The sequence below is a fragment of the Gardnerella sp. DNF01198P genome (assembly GCF_049244165.1).
GTDB classification, from domain to species: Bacteria; Actinomycetota; Actinomycetes; order Actinomycetales; family Bifidobacteriaceae; genus Bifidobacterium; species Bifidobacterium swidsinskii.
This window is the reverse complement of sequence record NZ_CP058382.1, coordinates 361,928-379,394: the sequence shown is the minus strand read 5'-3', so window position 1 is coordinate 379,394 and position 17,467 is coordinate 361,928. Positions and strand designations below refer to the sequence as shown.

The 17,467-nt window shown below is 47.0% G+C and carries 15 protein-coding genes and 1 tRNA gene; 3 read left to right on the top strand and 13 right to left on the bottom strand.

Going from position 1 to position 17,467, the window contains the following annotated elements; all coding sequences use genetic code 11:
* Positions 1-233: 233 nt before the first annotated feature.
* The 3 genes from HXT44_RS01745 (at position 234) to HXT44_RS01735 (ending at position 3,224) form a co-directional block, all read left to right on the top strand.
* Positions 234-307, top strand: a tRNA-Pro gene (locus HXT44_RS01745).
* Between the two features lie 221 nt (positions 308-528).
* Complete coding sequence (locus HXT44_RS01740; RefSeq protein ID WP_421783012.1) at positions 529-2,517, top strand: DUF4037 domain-containing protein; 1,989 nt, start codon at positions 529-531, stop codon at positions 2,515-2,517.
* The gene (locus HXT44_RS01735; protein ID WP_421783010.1) at positions 2,514-3,224 is read left to right on the top strand and encodes a DUF4125 family protein; all 711 of its coding nucleotides are present in this window, start codon (positions 2,514-2,516) and stop codon (positions 3,222-3,224) included. Before HXT44_RS01740 ends, HXT44_RS01735 begins: the two co-directional genes overlap by 4 nt.
* Here the strand turns inward: HXT44_RS01735 and HXT44_RS01730 are convergent.
* From HXT44_RS01730 to mltG, 13 genes are all read right to left on the bottom strand, one after another.
* Positions 3,221-3,865 (bottom strand): HAD family hydrolase, encoded by a 645-nt coding sequence (locus HXT44_RS01730; protein ID WP_421783009.1) that lies wholly within the window; start codon positions 3,863-3,865, stop codon positions 3,221-3,223. The genes HXT44_RS01735 and HXT44_RS01730 overlap by 4 nt on opposite strands.
* Positions 3,866-3,922: 57 nt before the next feature.
* A complete protein-coding gene (locus HXT44_RS01725) occupies positions 3,923-4,387 on the bottom strand; it encodes a metal-sulfur cluster assembly factor (RefSeq protein ID WP_119522434.1) in 465 nt (154 codons plus the stop codon).
* 35 nt (positions 4,388-4,422) lie between these two features.
* A complete protein-coding gene (gene sufU, locus HXT44_RS01720; RefSeq protein ID WP_421783006.1) occupies positions 4,423-5,127 on the bottom strand; it encodes a Fe-S cluster assembly sulfur transfer protein SufU in 705 nt (234 codons plus the stop codon).
* A gap of 86 nt (positions 5,128-5,213) precedes the next feature.
* On the bottom strand, positions 5,214-6,557 hold the full coding sequence (locus HXT44_RS01715; RefSeq protein WP_415693669.1) for a SufS family cysteine desulfurase: 1,344 nt from the start codon (positions 6,555-6,557) through the stop codon (positions 5,214-5,216).
* Positions 6,558-6,625: 68 nt separating this feature from the next.
* Entirely contained in the window at positions 6,626-7,402 is a 777-nt protein-coding gene (gene sufC, locus HXT44_RS01710; RefSeq protein ID WP_004110671.1) for a Fe-S cluster assembly ATPase SufC, read from the bottom strand.
* 9 nt (positions 7,403-7,411) lie between these two features.
* Positions 7,412-8,659 carry a Fe-S cluster assembly protein SufD gene (gene sufD / locus HXT44_RS01705; RefSeq protein WP_064621560.1) on the bottom strand — a complete coding sequence of 416 codons (1,248 nt, stop codon included), beginning with the start codon at positions 8,657-8,659 and terminating at the stop codon, positions 7,412-7,414.
* On the bottom strand, positions 8,659-10,197 hold the full coding sequence (gene sufB / locus HXT44_RS01700) for a Fe-S cluster assembly protein SufB (protein ID WP_049762345.1): 1,539 nt from the start codon (positions 10,195-10,197) through the stop codon (positions 8,659-8,661). The genes sufD and sufB overlap by 1 nt, the downstream gene beginning before the upstream one ends.
* A gap of 332 nt (positions 10,198-10,529) precedes the next feature.
* Positions 10,530-12,212 (bottom strand): CTP synthase, encoded by a 1,683-nt coding sequence (locus HXT44_RS01695; protein ID WP_012913898.1) that lies wholly within the window; start codon positions 12,210-12,212, stop codon positions 10,530-10,532.
* A gap of 62 nt (positions 12,213-12,274) precedes the next feature.
* Positions 12,275-12,730: a type II 3-dehydroquinate dehydratase gene (gene aroQ, locus HXT44_RS01690; RefSeq protein WP_064621559.1), complete on the bottom strand. Its 456-nt coding sequence runs from the start codon at positions 12,728-12,730 to the stop codon at positions 12,275-12,277.
* Positions 12,731-12,749: 19 nt separating this feature from the next.
* Positions 12,750-14,432, bottom strand: coding sequence for a bifunctional shikimate kinase/3-dehydroquinate synthase (locus tag HXT44_RS01685; protein ID WP_064621558.1), 1,683 nt, complete (start codon positions 14,430-14,432; stop codon positions 12,750-12,752).
* Entirely contained in the window at positions 14,429-15,616 is a 1,188-nt protein-coding gene (aroC, locus tag HXT44_RS01680) for a chorismate synthase (RefSeq protein ID WP_064621557.1), read from the bottom strand. Before aroC ends, HXT44_RS01685 begins: the two co-directional genes overlap by 4 nt.
* 49 nt (positions 15,617-15,665) lie before the next feature.
* Positions 15,666-16,172, bottom strand: coding sequence for a hypothetical protein (locus HXT44_RS01675; protein ID WP_064621556.1), 507 nt, complete (start codon positions 16,170-16,172; stop codon positions 15,666-15,668).
* Between the two features lie 82 nt (positions 16,173-16,254).
* The gene (mltG, locus tag HXT44_RS01670) at positions 16,255-17,445 is read right to left on the bottom strand and encodes an endolytic transglycosylase MltG (protein WP_064621555.1); all 1,191 of its coding nucleotides are present in this window, start codon (positions 17,443-17,445) and stop codon (positions 16,255-16,257) included.
* Positions 17,446-17,467 lie beyond the last annotated feature (22 nt).

Sequence of the window (17,467 nt, the reverse complement as noted above, 5' to 3'; positions counted from 1 at the left end):
GCGACTTGCAGCGATAATTTGTAATATGTTTGCACAGAAGCTGTAGCGATAATTTGCGATATATTTACAAAGGAATTCCGCAGCCTGTAGCAATATGCTTACGCGGGACTTACTTTGCGTGACTTGCTTTGCGTGACTTGCACACGCTTTACAATAATTTGTATTAGCCAACATGTAACATTACGGACGTTGTTGGAACTTTTATGCGCATATGCTTTCGCTAGTTTCAGCATCGGGCTGTAGCGCAGTTTGGTAGCGCGCTTCGTTCGGGACGAAGAGGCCGCGGGTTCAAATCCCGCCAGCCCGACTTTTGATTTCTAGAATCACCCTCCACCCACGCACACGCAATTCCGACATTTCCTATACGCGGTTGTAAAATTTCTGCCGAATTAAGGCGCGTAGGCGATATTTCCTTTACACGTGCGTAAAGTTTCTGCCGCAATTTGGCGTAAAAACGGCAGTTTCTTTACATGGCTGTAAAATTGAAGTCGATTGATTGTGAACAGGCGCAATAGCAAGGGGGCTTTGATGCAGAACGCTGCGCAATTTTATAGCGAGCTTGACGAAATGTTCGCGAATCACGCGAGCGCAGACGCGATTGAAACGTATCTTTTGCGAAAACTTGCCGAAACCAATCCCCTGCAACTGTCTATTCTCAACGAACTCATGGGCTTTTACCGTTCGCGCGGAGAACACACAAAAAATCAGCCAATCATCAATCGCGCTCTAAATCTTGCAAACAAAATGCAATTAGCTGGCACCGAAGCTGGCACAACTACGCTAATTAACGCTGCTACTAGCCTCCGCGCGGCTGGCGACTACGATCGCGCCGAAAAAATTTACACTCAAGCTCTTAACGAATCCGCTGAAACGCTCGGCACTAAAAACCGCAAGCTTGCCGCGCTTCACAACAATCTTTCGATGCTTTACAGCGAAACCGGTCGCACGCATGATGCAATTGAGGAGCTTAATCAGGCGCTTGAAATTTTGCAAAATACGAGCACGGATCCTGAGCGCGACATCGATATTGCCGCCACGCACACGAATCTTGCGCTTGCGATGCTGCAGGAGTGTACGAAGGAGCATACGAAGGAGTGCTCGCATCCCAACACCAGCACAAACAGCAAATCCGCAACTCTTGAATCCGCTTTTGAACACGCTTCGACCAGCGTTCGCATGTATATTGCGGGGAATAACGAAAATCAGCCGCACTACGCTTCTGCATTGGCAGGTTTTGCGCAAGTACAGTGCGCGCGCGGCGAGTACGCTCAAGCGGAGGAGAGTTACAGTAAGGCACTTGATTTGATTGCGAGATGCTACGGAAAAGATAGCGAATCTTACGTGATTACGACGGAAAATTTGCGGCAGACGCGCGAGTTGGCAGAAAAAGTTACGGAAGAATCTATAGAAATTCAAGAATCATCAAGCCAACAAACAGAAAACCAACACGCAGCAAACAATAACCCAGCAAACAATAACATAAAAACCGGCATGCAATTAGCACAATTATACTGGCAAACTTACGGAAAAGCACTACTAGCCAATCCAAAATTTGCGAAATACAAAAATCGCATTGCAGCCGGATTAGTTGGTCACGGATCGGAATGTTACGGTTTTGACGACGAGATTTCGCGCGATCACGATTTTGGACCAGGCTTCTGCTTGTGGCTTACCGACGAAGATTACGCGGAAATCGGCGCGGATTTGCAGGCTGCTTACGACGCACTTCCGCGAAAATACGCCGGTTTTGACTCTCGCAACGAAACGCCGCGCGCAAAATCATGCGAAAGCAGCAAACGCGTCGGAGTATTTCGCATAAGCGAATTTTTCGAAAATTTAACCGGCTTCCCCACTGCTCCAAGCCAAAACGAGCCACACTTATGGCTATCATTAAACGAGCCAACGCTTGCAGCAGCAACGAATGGCAAAATTTTCGCGGATCCTCTTGGAAAGTTCTCAAAGGCGCGCCAAAGCTTCAAGCTCATGCCGGACGATGTGCGAATCTCACTAATCTCGCGCAGACTTGGCATGATTTCGCAAGCTGGCCAGTACAATTTCCCACGCATGATCGCGCGCAAAGACGCATCCGCAGCATGGCTTTCTATCAACGAATTCGTGCGCGCAACTGCTTCCCTCGTTTTTCTGCTCAACAATCCTGTAACCGCAGGCTACTTGCCTTACTACAAGTGGCAGTTTGCGGCATTGCGCAAGCTCAGCAATCGCATGGCATCTAGGCTTCCGGAAGTATGCAGCAAACTTGAGTCGGTAATGCGACTTTCTTCCGCTGCATGCTTTGGCGGAGACGGTTCCGGCGGAGACGGTTTTGGCGAAGGCGGCAAGGGCGCTGGACTTGCGCAAAAGCAAGTTACGCAAATAATTGACAGCATTTGCGAAGATATTGTGCGAGAATTGCAATATCAAGGCTTAAGTGATTGCAGCGAAACTTTTTTGGAATGGCAGCGGCCGTACGTTGAAGCACATATTCACTCGCGTGCTGCGTGCTTAAGGAGCATATGATGTGCGATTTATCGGCAACGAAAGCGCAAAATCCAAAAACGCAAAATCCAAAATCAGAAAAGCTTGCGGAAGCGCAAAATCCGAAAACGCAAAAGCTTGCGGAAGAAATCACTAAACTCGAGTGGGATCAGTTCCAGCTTACAGAAAACGAAGGCGGACGCGCGAATTGCCAAGGAAACTGGCCAACTTTTCGCATTATGCGCATAAGTCAGTTTTTGGCGTGGCCGCTTGATTTGCAGGAGTCTTATAAGCAGGATCTTGAGCGCGCGCACAGCGACGGCGGCAATTTGATTACGGAAAAGTATGCGCGAATGATGGAATCGACTGCGCCGGAAATTTTTGAGCGCACGATTAAGCCTTATATTAAGCCGATTTTGGAGCCTAGAAAAAGCGCGCAGGAGCAGATTATTTTAACGCAAGTTGAGTGGGCTGCAGATTTTCGCAATTGCTACCCGCATTTAGGTCTTGCGATGCGCGTGCTTAAAACTAGCGAAGATACGGCAGAGAATACGTCTTTTGAAACCTATTTGCGAGGCGAATTAAGCACGTATTCTGACGCAACTCTCGCTAAATACCAGCGTTTTGTACATAACTTGCGCGCGGAAAACCTAAATCTTACGCAAATGATAATCGCGAATACCGTGCACATGTATGGCTACGATTCGCTCGAAGCGGCCGAGCGCGCGCAGATTAGAAATGCAGCTTAAGAATAAAGCAGCGACGCTGCAGAAGCTGCGCGAGAGTCACTTTCGAGAAAAAGCGCGGAAGCAGCGGAAAGACCGGTTTGTTGCAAAAACGTGCGGTAAAGCATTACGTCGGGTTTGCGCAAATGCAATTCGTAAGATGCACAAACGCCGTTAAGCTCGCCGAGTATTGGGCAAGTTTTACGCGCGCAATTTAACCAATCGCAAGAAGCGTTACCAAGTGCCCACACGCGCACGCCGCTCGCAATCAACTCGCGCGCCGCGGCAGAAGCATCCGCGAGCTCGCCTGCAAAACCGCGCTCGAAACGCTCAAAATACAAGCGATATAGCCACGTAACTGCCGGTCCGTGATGCTCATCAAACGAATTCAGCGCTTGCTTGCTGCTCCACCCAGCCTCGCGCAATGACTCGTGAAACTCAAAACCCCATTCCGGCTCGAAACTAAAGAGCACTTCCCCAATAAAATCCGGATAATCTGCATCCAGAGTGCGGCGCGCATTCCAATCCACAAGCAATTGCAAGTCGAAAACAACGTCAGTTATTCTGCGCAAAGCATACTTGCGAATACTATTTTCGCGCACATCACTTATTTCGCGAATATCACAGATACCGCTTGCACTAACTGCCTTTATTTCAGCGCCCATAATTCCCACTTGTGCAATACGTTGCTCTCAAAACAAAACAGCACGCCAACCAAATACTCACACAGTTGGCGGAATACCAGCACTCATCGACGCATCGCCAACTACGCCAGAACCGTACATTCCTGCAGCAAAATTCGCTTGCAAACTGTTGAGATTGTAGCCAAGTGCCTCAAGTTGCGCACGACCGTCCTCATTAATGTTTTCAACACTCCAACGCGGCTTCCACGTCCAATCAATACGAAATTCTTCCACCAAACCCGCGAGCGCATTCGCACACTCATCCTCAATCAATTCAGTTAACGGACATGCAGGAGTGGTAAGCGTCATAGTAATAATTGCGCGCCCAAGCTCATCAATTTCAATGCCATAAACCAAGCCTAAATCAACCACGTCAATGCCAAGCTCAGGATCCACAACATCGTGAAGCGCTTCCTTAATATCTTCTTCGGTAACCCTGCCAATATCGTTCGCGCTTAAAGGTGTCGACGCCGCCACCTCAACTGCCGATTTATTTTCTTCCATAATATTCCTTGCTTTGCTTGTACCAAATTTCGATTTTACAAGCTGCCAAGAATTTGCGGATTCAAGTTTTGTGAAGCTTTTGCGATGCTGTCTTTTAAGCCTTCCCACGCCAAAAGCGCGCACTTAATTCGCATTGGGTAGCGCGATACGCCTTGCAAAACCATTGCATCTTCCAGCGCATCTTCGTCCTCTTCGCTTTGCAAACCTTCTCCGCGAGATTCCATAAGTTTGTGGAAAAGCGCGTCTAATTGTAAGGCTTCGTCAACTGATTTTCCTTCGACTAGATCAACCATCATTGAAAGGCTTGCTTGCGAAATTGAGCAGCCGTGACCGTCCCACTTAATACTTGATACTATTGGTGTTTCGTCATTATTTGCGCTGCGCGAAAGCTCCACGCGCATGGTAACTTCGTCGCCGCAAGTTGGATTGAATTGGTGCGATTGACCTAAAGCAGAGTTTTCGTCAGATGTAACAGCACAACTTTCGTGAGTATTATTTAGGGTGATTTCGGCAGATTTTGTATTTTCAGCAGATTCAGTAGATTCTTGAGTTTCTTCCTGCAATTCCGCTTGTGCAAGCGCGTCCGTAGTTTCGAAATGAGTTTTGCCATGCGGATTTCGCGCAGCATCCAAAATTACTTCTTGGTACATGCTTTCTAAGCCGTCACCAGCCGCATCACCTGTACCAAAACCAGCATCTGCACCAAAACCTGCACCTGTACCAAAACCCATATCAAACATACGCACTCCTTACCTACTCGCTAATTCGCTAACTCGCCAATTCGCTTTGCTAACTCGCTAACTATCCAACTCGCTCGCTAACAATATTATGCGCCAAAGTAGGCGCGAACGTGTGAGACTGCTTCAACAAGCGCGCGAGCTTCGTCAATCGTGTTGTAAACACCAACGGAAGCGCGATTCGAAGCATACACGCCAAAATGACGGTGAATCGGCTGAGCACAATGGTGTCCGACGCGAATCGCAATGCCCTGCGCGTCCAAAAACTGGCCAACATCATGCGGATGCACGCCTTCAACTTCAAAAGCAACTGTGCCAATTCGCTGGCTCAAATCAGTTGGACCCAAAACGCGAACGCCTGGAACATCCCGTAATTTTAGCAATTCTGCAGCAATTTCCTGCTCATGCTCTGCAACTTTATTCATACCCACCGCGCGCAACCAATCCGCTGCAACTCCGGCCGCAACCATTTGCGCAACCGGCTGAGTTCCAGCCTCAAAACGGTAAGGCGCATCCATGTATTGCGCAGGCTTGTTAAGCCACGCAAGCTCCACCATTGAACCGCCGAAATTCGCCGGCGGAAGAGCGTTCAAAAGCTCGCGGCGACCATACAAGAATCCAACTCCCGTAGGTCCATACATTTTATGCGCACTAAATGCTGCAAAATCAACGTCTAACGCGTGAAAATCAACCGAAATATGAGGCACTGACTGGCATGCGTCAAGCACAAAAATCGCACCAACTTCGTGAGCGCGCTTGCAAATCGACGAAACATCCGTAATCGCGCCAGTAACGTTGCTAATATGCGTAACTGCAACAATTTTCGTGCGCTCGTCAATAATTGTTCGCAAATAATCCGTGTCCGTGCGCACGCGGCCGTCCTCTGTTACGTCAATCCAACGAAGCTCCGCTCCCGTGCGAAGAGCAAGCTCTTGGAATGGCAGCAAAACAGAGTGATGATCTGCGCGAGATACGACTATTACATCGCCTTCTCGAAGAACAAAATTTTGGCGGAAATCACGCTTAGAACTAACAGAATCACTACTGTCTTTTTTGCAGATTCTCGCTTTTGCACTAGCGTTGCCAATAGCAGTTGCGAGAAGATTAAGCGCGCCGGTCGCGCCCGGAGTAACAACAATTTCTTCGCGCCCAGCATCCGCGCACGCTCCAACAAGACGCGCAACCTTCGCACGCGCTTCTTCGAATGCAACCGTGGAAAGCGCCGCCAACTCGTGTGCTCCCCTGTGAACTCCTGCGTTAATTGTTTCGTAAAACTCTTTTTCGGCGTCGATTACAACTTGCGGCTTTTGCGAAGTTGCTGCAGAATCCAAGTAAATCAAGGGTTTTCCGTGCACAGTGTCGTAAAGCGAAGTGCCGTGAACTGTGCGACGCAAAATCGGAAACTGCGAGCGCAAATCGCTAAATTCTCGCATAATATTTTCTTCAATCACTGTAGTCATATTCTAAGCCGTTATTTAAAACTATTATTTATAAACCGCGCTTAAGCCAGCGCCGACTCTGTTGCACCTTCCGGCAAGTACTTGTCGTAGCCTTCTTCTTCCAGCTCGTCCGCAAGCTCCGGTCCTGCCGTCTTTACAAAGTGACCTTGCGCAAAAACGTGCACAATATCCGGCTTAATATACTTGAGGATTCGCGTGTAATGTGTAACCATCATAATGCCCAAACCGGTGTTCTCTTTGGCGCGATTCACGCCTTCCGACACGATTCGAAGAGCGTCAACATCCAAGCCAGAATCAGTTTCGTCCAAAATTGCAAACTTTGGCTTCAAAAGCTCTAGTTGCAAAACTTCCGCGCGCTTCTTTTCGCCGCCAGAGAAGCCTTCGTTTACGGAACGAGACGCAAATTTTGGATCCATTCGAAGCTTTTTCATAGCCTCGCTAAGTTCTTTCACCCAGCTTCTTAAAGATGGAGCTTTGCCTTCGACTTCTGTTTTTGCAGTGCGAAGGAAGTTCGTCATAGACACGCCCGGTACTTCTACTGGGTATTGCATTGCGAGGAACAATCCCGCTTTCGCGCGCTCGTCAGGAGTCATTTTCAAAATATCTTCGCCGTCTAAAAGCACCTGGCCGGAATCGACTTCATACTTCGGGTGACCTGCCAAAGTGTAAGCAAGAGTAGACTTTCCAGATCCGTTAGGACCCATAATTGCGTGAGTTTCGCCAGAATTAACTGTAAGATTTACGCCTTTTAAGATTTGCTTGCGACCTTCTTTTGTTTCTACAGAAGCGTACAAATCCTTAATTTCCAAAGTTGACATGTTTTTCTCCTATTCTTCCGTTCTTGCAAGACGGCGCTCAATCGCCTTCATTAAGTGATCAACAATTTCCGGAACGCCAATTTCTTCAATAAGCTCGTTAAAGAATCCACGCACAACAAGCTTTCTGGCTTCAACCTCACTAACTCCGCGAGACTGCAGGTAGAAAAGCTCTTCGTCGTCAAATCGTCCAACTGAACTTGCATGACCCGCGCCAATAATATTGCCGTTTTCAATTTCCAAATTTGGCTCAGAATCGGCGATTGCGCCAGGAGTGAGCACCAAATTACGGTTCAACTCGTACGAATCTGTGCCAGGAGCTTCCGGCTTAATAAGCGCGTTTCCAACCCAAGTTGAATGCGCTCCCTTCCCTTCCAAGGCACCCTTGTACACTACTCTGGACTTGCATTCCGGATAATTGTGCACAACCATTGTGCGGTGCTCAACATGCTCGCCTGGATCCACAAAATACATGCCGAGCATGTTCAAATCACCCTGTTCGCCGCCAAAATCCTGATCCATGCGAATGCGCACAACATCTCCGCCAAGAGTGACCATCGTGTGGCGAAGCGAAGCTCCCTCACCAACGTGAATACGCTGATTTCCAACGTGTTTACTGCCCGAATCCCACTCTTGAATAAAGGTAGTAGAAACGTGCGCGTGCTTTCCGAGGATGATTTCCACACCTTCAGCAAGTTTTGCGCAGCCGGTATGTTCGATAATAATGTCAGCATTCGAGCGAGAATCCGCTTCGATTACTAAGTGCAATGCGTCAAGCGTATTAACATTATCACCCTGAATTTTCAGTACGATTGGCTTTTTGATTTCGCCAGATACGTGAAGCACGTATGCAGATTTCGCTGTATTCCACGCGACTGCAGCTACGCGATCAGACGGCTTCATATCGGTATGAGGAGCCTCGTTTTTCGGCTTTACTTGCAAACTTACGGAACCGTCGCTACCAACGTAAGAATCATCCAATGCAGCTCCACCAACACCTTCAAGAGTTACTTGAATACTATTAGATGGTTCAAAACGCTCGAAAAACTCGGAAATTCGCTCAACTGGAGTATACCGCCAATCTTCCTGCTTTCTAGTTGGAATCGCAAAATCTTCCACATTAAACGAGCGCACGGATTTATCTGCGCTAGAAGGCATTGCTGCAGGAACCGCATACGGATCATTAGGGTCTGCTATAGGAATAGTAATTTCTTTTTCCGTCATTTTATTGCCTAAATTCTCTTTTAAATCTTCGCTCATCAGCCCACGGATCCTTCCATTTGCAACTCAACTAAGCGATTCAACTCAAGCGCGTACTCCATTGGCAGCTCGCGGCTAATCGGCTCCACGAAGCCGCGAACAATCATGCCCATAGCCTCTTTTTCTTCAAGCCCTCGACTCATCAAATAGAAAAGCTGATCCTCCGAAACCTTGGAAACAGTGGCCTCGTGAGCCATCGAAACGTCATCTTCGCGCACGTCAACATGCGGATAAGTATCGGACCTGGAAAAATCGTCAACAAGCAAAGCATCGCACACAACAGACGAACTAGAGCCCTTCGCACCCTTAATAATCTTCACAAGACCGCGGTAAGCTGAACGTCCGCCGCCGCGCGAAATCGACTTAGCAACAATCGTAGAACTCGTGTGAGGAGCTAAATGAATCATCTTCGCACCAGTATCTTGATATTGTCCGCGGCCAGCAAAACTCAAAGACATAGTCTCCGCTTTTGCGTAAGGCTCGGCAAGAATACAAGCAGGATACTTCATAGTAGCTTTGGAGCCGATGTTTCCGTCAACCCACTCCATTGTGCCGCCCTCGCGCACGTAAGCTCGCTGAGTTACCAAGTTATACACGTTATTTGACCAGTTTTGCACTGTTGTGTAACGCACACGCGCATGCTTTTCCACAACAATTTCAACGTTTGCAGCGTGAAGCGAATCCGTGGAATAAATTGGAGCCGTGCAACCTTCAACGTAATGCACATAAGAGCCTTCGTCCGCAATAATAAGCGTTCGCTCAAACTGACCCATGTTCGGCGTATTAATTCTAAAGTAAGCTTGAAGCGGAATATCCACGTGCACGCCTTTTGGAACATACACGAACGAGCCGCCACTCCAAGCCGCGGTGTTAAGAGCCGCAAACTTGTTGTCGTCAACAGGGATCACGGTTGCGAAATACTTTTTTACAAGCTCCGGATACTTTTGCACTGCCGTATCCGTGTCAACAAAAATCACGCCTTGAGCTGCCAAGTCTTCGCGAATCGAATTGTAAATAACTTCCGACTCGTACTGTGCTGCAACGCCTGAAACTAAGCGCTTTTTCTCCGCTTCCGGAATGCCTAAGCGATCGTAAGTTTTGCGAATATCTTCCGGCAAATCGTCCCAAGTTTTTGCTTGATCGTGAACCGGGCGCACGTAGTATTTAAAATCGTCAGCGTCAAAACCGCTTAAATCCACGCCCCAATCCGGCATTGGCTTTTGCAAAAACGCGCGGTAGCCTTGCAAGCGAAGATCTAGCATCCACTCCGGCTCGTTTTTATCGGCAGAAATTGCGCGAACAACCGACTCGTCAATACCCTTTTTTGCAGCCTCGCCTGCAGCGTCCGAATCGTGCCAGCCGTAATTGTAATCACCAAATTCAGCAACAATTTGCTCATCTTGGCGGATTTTCTCTTCGTTTACGCGAGCGCGATCTGCCACATACTGGCTCATTTCAACGTCTGCAGCTTTATTTTTTGCTAGATTACCATCGCTTGCTGCAACGCTTGTATCGCCAGTAACGCCAGTATCATTCATATTGCCAGTATCGCTCATAAAGCCTGTAACACCTCCATACTTAACGCACACCTGCGCGCGGTACGTATCAATTGGCAAAAGCTGCTCCCCAAGCGCTACTTTTGCACTCTCCCCACTCAATTATCACCTATCTAAGGTTACCTCGTAATGCGATTTCTTGGTATAGCCGTGTTACGCGCAAAACGTAATGTTTATCACAATCTAATAAAACAAAAACGGCAGAAACTTTACGCGCGTGTAAAGAAAAGATCGGTTGCGAATGAAAAAGCGGCAAAACTTAGGAAAACCCAGTCTTACCGCTTATTTCTATTTACTTAATTCTTACTTAAGCCTTACTTATCAGCCTTACTACTAGCAGCAGCTTCCTGATGTTCCAGTGCTGCCGCAACCAATCCAGCAAACAGTGGATGAGGCTTAGTTGGACGAGACTTAAACTCTGGATGAGCTTGAGTTGCTACGTAGAATGGGTGAGCTTCCTTTGGAAGCTCCACAAACTCAGTCAAATTACCATCTGGGCTTTGGCCGCTAATACGCAAGCCAGCTTCGCGCAAACGATCCTTATATGCCACGTTCACTTCGTAACGGTGACGATGACGCTCAGTAACATGCGTAGTGCCGTAAAGCTCAGCAACAATAGAACCTTCTTCAAGCATTGCAGGGTAAGAGCCAAGTCGCATTGTGTGACCCATATCTCCCTTACCAGCCACGATATCCTTCTGCTCTTCCATAGTCGCAATTACTGGATCGCCACAATCCTTCTCGAACTCAGTGGAATTAGCATCCTCAAGCCCAAGCACGTGACGAGCGTACTCAATAACCATAGATTGCAAGCCAAGGCAAAGACCAAGCGTTGGCAAACCATGCTCGCGAGCGTAACGAAGTGCGCCAATCTTACCTTCAATACCGCGAATGCCGAAGCCGCCTGGAATAACCATGCCGTCCATTTGGTCAAGAGCCGCAGCTGCACCTTCTTGAGTTTCGCACTTGTCGGCAGCAACCCAGCGCACATTCACCTTAGCCCAGTTTGCAAAACCGCCAGCTTTAATAGCCTCGGTAACAGAAAGGTAAGCATCCGGCAAATCAATATACTTTCCAACGATTGCAATGTTTAGCTCATGCTTTGGATGATGCACGCGCTCAAGCAAATCTTCCCACTCGTTCCAATCAACATCGTGGAATGGAAGCTCAAGCTCGCGAACAACGTAAGCGTCCAAGCCCTCGTTGAACAAAATCTTCGGCACATCGTAAATGCTTGGAGCGTCAACGCAGTTCACAACGCCTTCAGCATCGACATCACACATAAGCGAAATCTTGTCTTTAATAGCCTGATTAAGCGGACGATCGGAGCGCAAAACAAGCGCGTCTGGAGAAATACCAAGCTGACGCAGCATCATCACAGAATGCTGAGTTGGCTTAGTCTTCAACTCGTGCGCTGCAGCAATATAAGGTACCAAAGAAACGTGCACAAACATGCAGTTTTCAGGACCTAAATCGCGACGAACTTCGCGAGCAGCCTCCAAGAATGGCTGGGATTCAATATCGCCAACTGTGCCGCCGATTTCCGTAATAATCACGTCTACATCGTCGGAAGCTTGCGCGCGCATACGCGACTTAATCTCGCCAGTAATATGCGGAATAACTTGCACGCACTGACCCAAATATTCGCCAGCGCGCTCCTTACGAAGCACAGATTGATAAATCTGACCTGTAGTTACATTCGCTTTCTGACTTAAGAAAACATCGAGGAATCGCTCGTAATGACCAATATCGAGATCTGTTTCTGCACCATCTTCCGTAACATAGACTTCGCCATGCTGGAATGGGTTCATTGTACCCGGGTCAACATTGATATAAGGGTCGAGTTTTTGTTGTAATACATGCAATCCGCGACTGCGTAAAAGTCGACCTAAAGATGATGCTGTAAGGCCTTTTCCGAGGGACGAAACTACGCCACCTGTGACAAAAATATGCTTTGTAATATGCTCCTGAGAGTTACCATGTTGTCTTCTAACCATGGAACTCCATGGTATCTTCGAGCCTCGACGCTGGGTGTTGATTCGCAAAAAATCGAACAAAATCAAACAAGATGCGCAACAGCTTCCAAAGCGAGCTTATAGCCGTATAATCCCATGCCTGTAATAGTGCCGGTTGCAACAGGACTAATTACACTAATTTTACGAAAAGCATCGCGCGCAGCAGGATTAGAAATATGCACTTCCATGAGCGGAACTCCAGCATCCAAAACCATGTGAACAGCGTCCGCGAGCGCGTAACTGTAGTGTGTGAAAGCGGCAGGATTCATAACAACAGGCGTATGAGTATCTGCAGCTTCGTGCATCCAGTGAACCATTTGCGCTTCGTCGTCACTTTGGCGCACTTCTACTTCAAACCCAAGTTCCGCACCCCACTTTTCGCATTTCTCGCGCAAAGTTTCAAAGTTCTCACTACCGTACACGTCCGGCTGACGCACGCCTAAACGACCCAAATTCGGTCCGTTTACAACAAGCACTTTTTTTGTATGCTGATTTTCCATTTTTACCTCGCAAGATTAATTATTTTTGCTTATAAACGCGCTCAAAAGCTTCACGAACAGCTTCAATAGGCGGATTGTCTAAATGCATAGGATTAGAAATACCATCCAAAATTACGAAACGTAGCATGTTGCCGCGCGCTTTTTTGTCGCGATGCATAAGGTTAAGCACACACTCAAAAGCAGCATCCGCATCTTTGGCACACTGCCACGAAGTTGGCAATCCAAGCGAATCCAAAAGCGAACGATGATACGCAACGTCTCCCGCATCCAAATATCCTAAAATTTGCGCAAGCTCCGCCGCAAAAACCATGCCAACAGCTACAGCGTTTCCATGACGCCAACGGAAGTGCTCAATCTGCTCAATAGCGTGACCAAGCGTATGCCCGTAGTTCAAAAACTCGCGCAAACCCTGCTCTTTTAAATCGCTCGATACGTGATACGCCTTTACTTTAACTGTGCGTTCAATAAGCTCCACGAGCAGTTCATGAAGTTCGTTATTATTTTCTAAATCATCCCCATTAAATTCACGCAAAAGCCTTGCGTTATTGGCATCGCTAAGAATCTTCAAAATTTCGCCGTCGCGAATAAAACCAGATTTTGCAACCTCGCCCAAGCCTTCAATAAGAATATCGTTTGGAAGAGTTGCAAGCGTAGAAGTATCTGCTAAAACGCCAGCTGGAGTGTAAAAGCTGCCGACTAGATTCTTTCCAGCATCCGTATTAATACCAGTTTTACCGCCCGTAGACGCGTCAACCATCGCAAGAAGCGAAGTAGGGCAGTTTACATAGCGAATTCCACGCATCCAAGTTGCAGCAACAAATCCAGCGACATCCGTTGCTGCTCCTCCGCCTAAACCAACAATTGCATCCGAACGAGTAAAACCAGCTTCTGCCAGGTTAGCCCACAATCCACTTGCAACTTTAATAGTTTTTCCAGCTTCTGCATCCGGAATTAACATGTCGAAAACTTCGTAACCAGATTGGCGCAAAATAGTTCGAGCTTTGTCGCTATGACGCTGAACAGGTTGCGTGTGAACTAACGCCACTTTAACTGGCTTAGTTCCAAGCATTTGCGGCAGAAGTTGCATTGCACCGTCGCCAATTCGCACATCGTATGGTTCAATTCCTTCACCTGTTACGTGCACAATACGTTGCATAATCATGCTCCTTAATTTTTCTGCAGCCATATACGGAGTCGAACCTTTTGTTTGCATGTGGATATTCGATACCGCTCTAAAAACAGGGTCTCTCTGCTCAAATAATTCCATCCAACGCTTTTGCGCGTCTTCTCCAGAAAACATAGGACGATTATTATTCCAGCTTGCGCGCTCAATAGCCTCTTTAGCATTGGCTTGCAAATACACAACGCGACCGCCACAGCGCATATACTCACGCAAAACTTTTTGAGTTTCTTCACGCATAGGCGCACCGCCACCAAGCGAAACTATTCCTTTTGTAGAATCTTCTATAGGTGTATCTCCCAAAATTGCCTCTCGCACTATGCGAGCTTCTATTTTACGAAAAGCATCCTGGCCATATTCCTCGAAATATTGCGGTATTGACATATCAATATCGCACTCGATCATGTCATCTGTATCATAAAAAGGCAGATTCATAAGATGCGCAACTTCGCGGCCAACGCGCGTTTTTCCAGCAGCAGGCATGCCAATAATAACAGCTAGCGGAAGTTTAGTGTTGCTCATTTCATATTCTCCGGCCAGGAAGCTACGTAAGACTCCACATTTCGGCGCGTTTCTTGCAAAGAATCTCCGCCGAATTTTTCCAAAGCATACTTCGCTAAAGTAAGCCTTACCATTGCTTCTGCAACTACAGAAGCAGCTGGCACAGCAGTGAAATCGGAGCGCTGATTAATAGCTTGAGCAGCTTCACCAGTAAGCACATCCACTGTGCGCAAAGCGCGTGGAATAGACGGAATTGGCTTCATCGCAGCGCGCACGCGAATAATTTCGCCGTTCGACATTCCGCCTTCAATTCCTCCAGCTCGATTAGTAAGACGCTTAATTTTCCCGTTTTCGTCTGTTACCATTTCGTCGTGCGCGGCCGATCCGGGGCAATCTGCTTCTGCAAAACCGTCGCCAATTTCCACGCCTTTAATAGCCTGAATTCCCATAATCGCGCTCGCGAGAGCCGCATCCAAGCGACGATCCGACTCAACGTATGTGCCAACTCCTGCAGGCATGCCATAAGCAAGCACTTCCACTACTCCACCGAGCGTATCTGCATTTGCTTTTGCTTCGTCGATGCGAGCCATCATTCGCGCTTGCGCATCTTTGTCGAGAGTGCGAACTGGAGAAGCATCCAAAGCAGCAACATCATCTGGTGTTGGTAAAGCTAAACTTTTGTTAGTGTATTCGCCGCCGATGCCGATAACATGCGCAACTGTGCGCACGCCTAAAGCTTGCTGTAAAAACGCATCAGCAATAGCACCCAAAGCAACGCGCGAAGCTGTTTCCCTAGCACTCGAACGCTCTAAAACTTCGCGAGCATCATTAAAACCATACTTGCGCATACCAGTTAAATCCGCATGCCCTGGACGAGGGCGGCTCAAAGGAGCATTTCTGCCAACTTGCTCAACCTCGTGATCCAAAGGATCTGCACTCATTACTTCGGTCCACTTTGGCCACTCTGTATTCGCGATTTCTACAGCAATCGGAGAACCAAGCGTTACGCCGTGGCGAACTCCAGTTAAAAGACGCACTTTGTCTTGCTCAAACTTCATACGCGCGCCACGACCATAACCAAGGCGACGGCGAGCAAGTGCCGAAACTACATCATTGCTAGTAATGCGCACGCCAGCCGGCAAACCTTCAATCATGGCTACTAATGCTTCACCGTGCGACTCCCCTGCCGTTTGCCATCTAAGCATGCCATTTCTCCATTCTCAAGTAATTTACGCGTCTAAATACTTTACTCTACTAACTACCAAGTATTGAGCAGGTTGTTATTGACAGCAATGCTGCGAGTATTGCAGATATTGCTTCTACTGGTACGAATGGTATTGATGCGTTGATTGGCGAGCAGATTTTGCAGTAAATTTTCCATAGCAAAAGCCAAAGTAAGCCAACTGCTCCAACTAAAGCGAACCAGTAAATTAAGCAGTAAAAGCCGAATAATACCAAGGCTTGCGCAATCATTGACGCGCTCGTAACATCTCCGAAACCAATAGCATTTTTTGCGGAAATTTTTCGTATACTCCAGTAAATTGCAAAAATAATTACGCAAGAAATCCAGCCGAAAATAAGCACGCTAATATTTCTAAACAAAATAATCGAATATATGAGATTCGCAAAAGATTGAAAAATTCCTGCAATAACAACCCAAAGTCTTGGCACTACGCGACTTTTTATGTCTGTTGCGCAAACTGAAATTAAACATGTGAGCGTTGGCAGCACCGATAGTATCGTAATAATTAATTGCTTCATTAAAGCAGATTACGAAAACTTGCGAAACTGTTACAACCTCAAAACATATATGTGGTTAAAAGCTATATTTTTATTTAACAGTTTAGTTGCCTTCAGGATTGTTGCGCTTGTACTCGTCGCGGAATTTCAAAAAGTCGTCTTTGTTATCCGCAAACTTCGTTTCACCAGTTTTCAAATTCGTGGTGACGAAGTAAAGCCATGGACCATCTTGAGGCTTAATGGTTGCAAGCAACGCGCTGTCGCCAGCAATGCCAATAGGCGTAGGGGTCAAACCCTTATGAATACGTGTATTATACGGATTATTTGCATCGTCAAGCATTGCTTGCGTGAGTTTAATAGGTTTTACTCCTGCGCCGTAACCAACAGTAGAATCCATTCCTAACGACATATCTTTTGCCAAACGGTTCAGTATTACGCGAATAACTTTGCCATAATATTCGCGATTATTCACTTCAGCTTCGGCAATAGACGCCATAATTAAGGCTTTTTCTCTATCTTTACCTTTAGGAATTCCAAGAGAATCAAGTTTTTCAATACGCTTTTTTACCATTGCGGAAAGAATAGCATCCGCACTTTTCATAGCTTTTACGTTATAAACTCCAGGCTCTAGCCAGCCTTCAACACTACCGTTTGCTTCAGCAGGCAGAATTCCTGCAGCACCATCAGCTAACGCAGCCTTGAATTTATCTAAACTTATTCCAGATAATGTTGAAGCTTTTTGCAAAACGTCTGCTGCGTGATCCCCTGCACGAACTTCAAGGAATCCGCCTGCTTTTGTTTGATCTGAAAGAATATCAACTACATCAATAGCAGCCATATGTTTTTTCAGTGAGTAAACGCCAGGATACAAAATTTTATTATTTGCAGAAACAGCTGAAGTGAATGCAGCTTGCGATTTAACAACATTTGCCTTAACTAATTTGTTGGCAACGCTAATAGCACCCTCGCCGGTGTCAATAGTAAACTCAACCGTTCCAAAGCCTGGACCTGGCCAGTCTGCAACCGACTCGCTATTTTGAGATAATTTCCACGCGCGAACCGCACTGTATCCAAAATATCCAACAACAGCTAATACGAATACGAGCAGAATAGATAAAACGACTTTTGCTCTACGCCTGCGTTTTTTTGCTTCAAGACGAGCTTTAGCACGTTTTCTGGAGCTAACAGTCGAAGACTTGTATTTAGAAGAATTAGATGATTCTGACGACAGCTCGCCATCATGCTCAGTCCACTTTGCATGTTTGTCAAAAAATTCATCAAAATTGTCAGACACGCTATTCTCCTCTTCGCTATTT

What these genes read in the sequence shown, in the direction of transcription:
- HXT44_RS01740 (WP_421783012.1), top strand. Translation starts at nt 529, where the DNA reads ATGCAGAACGCTGCGCAATTTTATAGCGAGCTTGACGAAATGTTCGCG.
- HXT44_RS01735 (WP_421783010.1), top strand. Translation starts at nt 2,514, where the DNA reads ATGATGTGCGATTTATCGGCAACGAAAGCGCAAAATCCAAAAACGCAA.
- HXT44_RS01730 (WP_421783009.1), bottom strand. Translation starts at nt 3,865, where the DNA reads ATGGGCGCTGAAATAAAGGCAGTTAGTGCAAGCGGTATCTGTGATATT.
- HXT44_RS01725 (WP_119522434.1), bottom strand. Translation starts at nt 4,387, where the DNA reads ATGGAAGAAAATAAATCGGCAGTTGAGGTGGCGGCGTCGACACCTTTA.
- sufU (WP_421783006.1), bottom strand. Translation starts at nt 5,127, where the DNA reads ATGTTTGATATGGGTTTTGGTACAGGTGCAGGTTTTGGTGCAGATGCT.
- HXT44_RS01715 (WP_415693669.1), bottom strand. Translation starts at nt 6,557, where the DNA reads ATGCGAGAATTTAGCGATTTGCGCTCGCAGTTTCCGATTTTGCGTCGC.
- sufC (WP_004110671.1), bottom strand. Translation starts at nt 7,402, where the DNA reads ATGTCAACTTTGGAAATTAAGGATTTGTACGCTTCTGTAGAAACAAAA.
- sufD (WP_064621560.1), bottom strand. Translation starts at nt 8,659, where the DNA reads ATGAGCGAAGATTTAAAAGAGAATTTAGGCAATAAAATGACGGAAAAA.
- sufB (WP_049762345.1), bottom strand. Translation starts at nt 10,197, where the DNA reads ATGAATGATACTGGCGTTACTGGCGATACAAGCGTTGCAGCAAGCGAT.
- HXT44_RS01695 (WP_012913898.1), bottom strand. Translation starts at nt 12,212, where the DNA reads ATGGTTAGAAGACAACATGGTAACTCTCAGGAGCATATTACAAAGCAT.
- aroQ (WP_064621559.1), bottom strand. Translation starts at nt 12,730, where the DNA reads ATGGAAAATCAGCATACAAAAAAAGTGCTTGTTGTAAACGGACCGAAT.
- HXT44_RS01685 (WP_064621558.1), bottom strand. Translation starts at nt 14,432, where the DNA reads ATGAGCAACACTAAACTTCCGCTAGCTGTTATTATTGGCATGCCTGCT.
- aroC (WP_064621557.1), bottom strand. Translation starts at nt 15,616, where the DNA reads ATGCTTAGATGGCAAACGGCAGGGGAGTCGCACGGTGAAGCATTAGTA.
- HXT44_RS01675 (WP_064621556.1), bottom strand. Translation starts at nt 16,172, where the DNA reads ATGAAGCAATTAATTATTACGATACTATCGGTGCTGCCAACGCTCACA.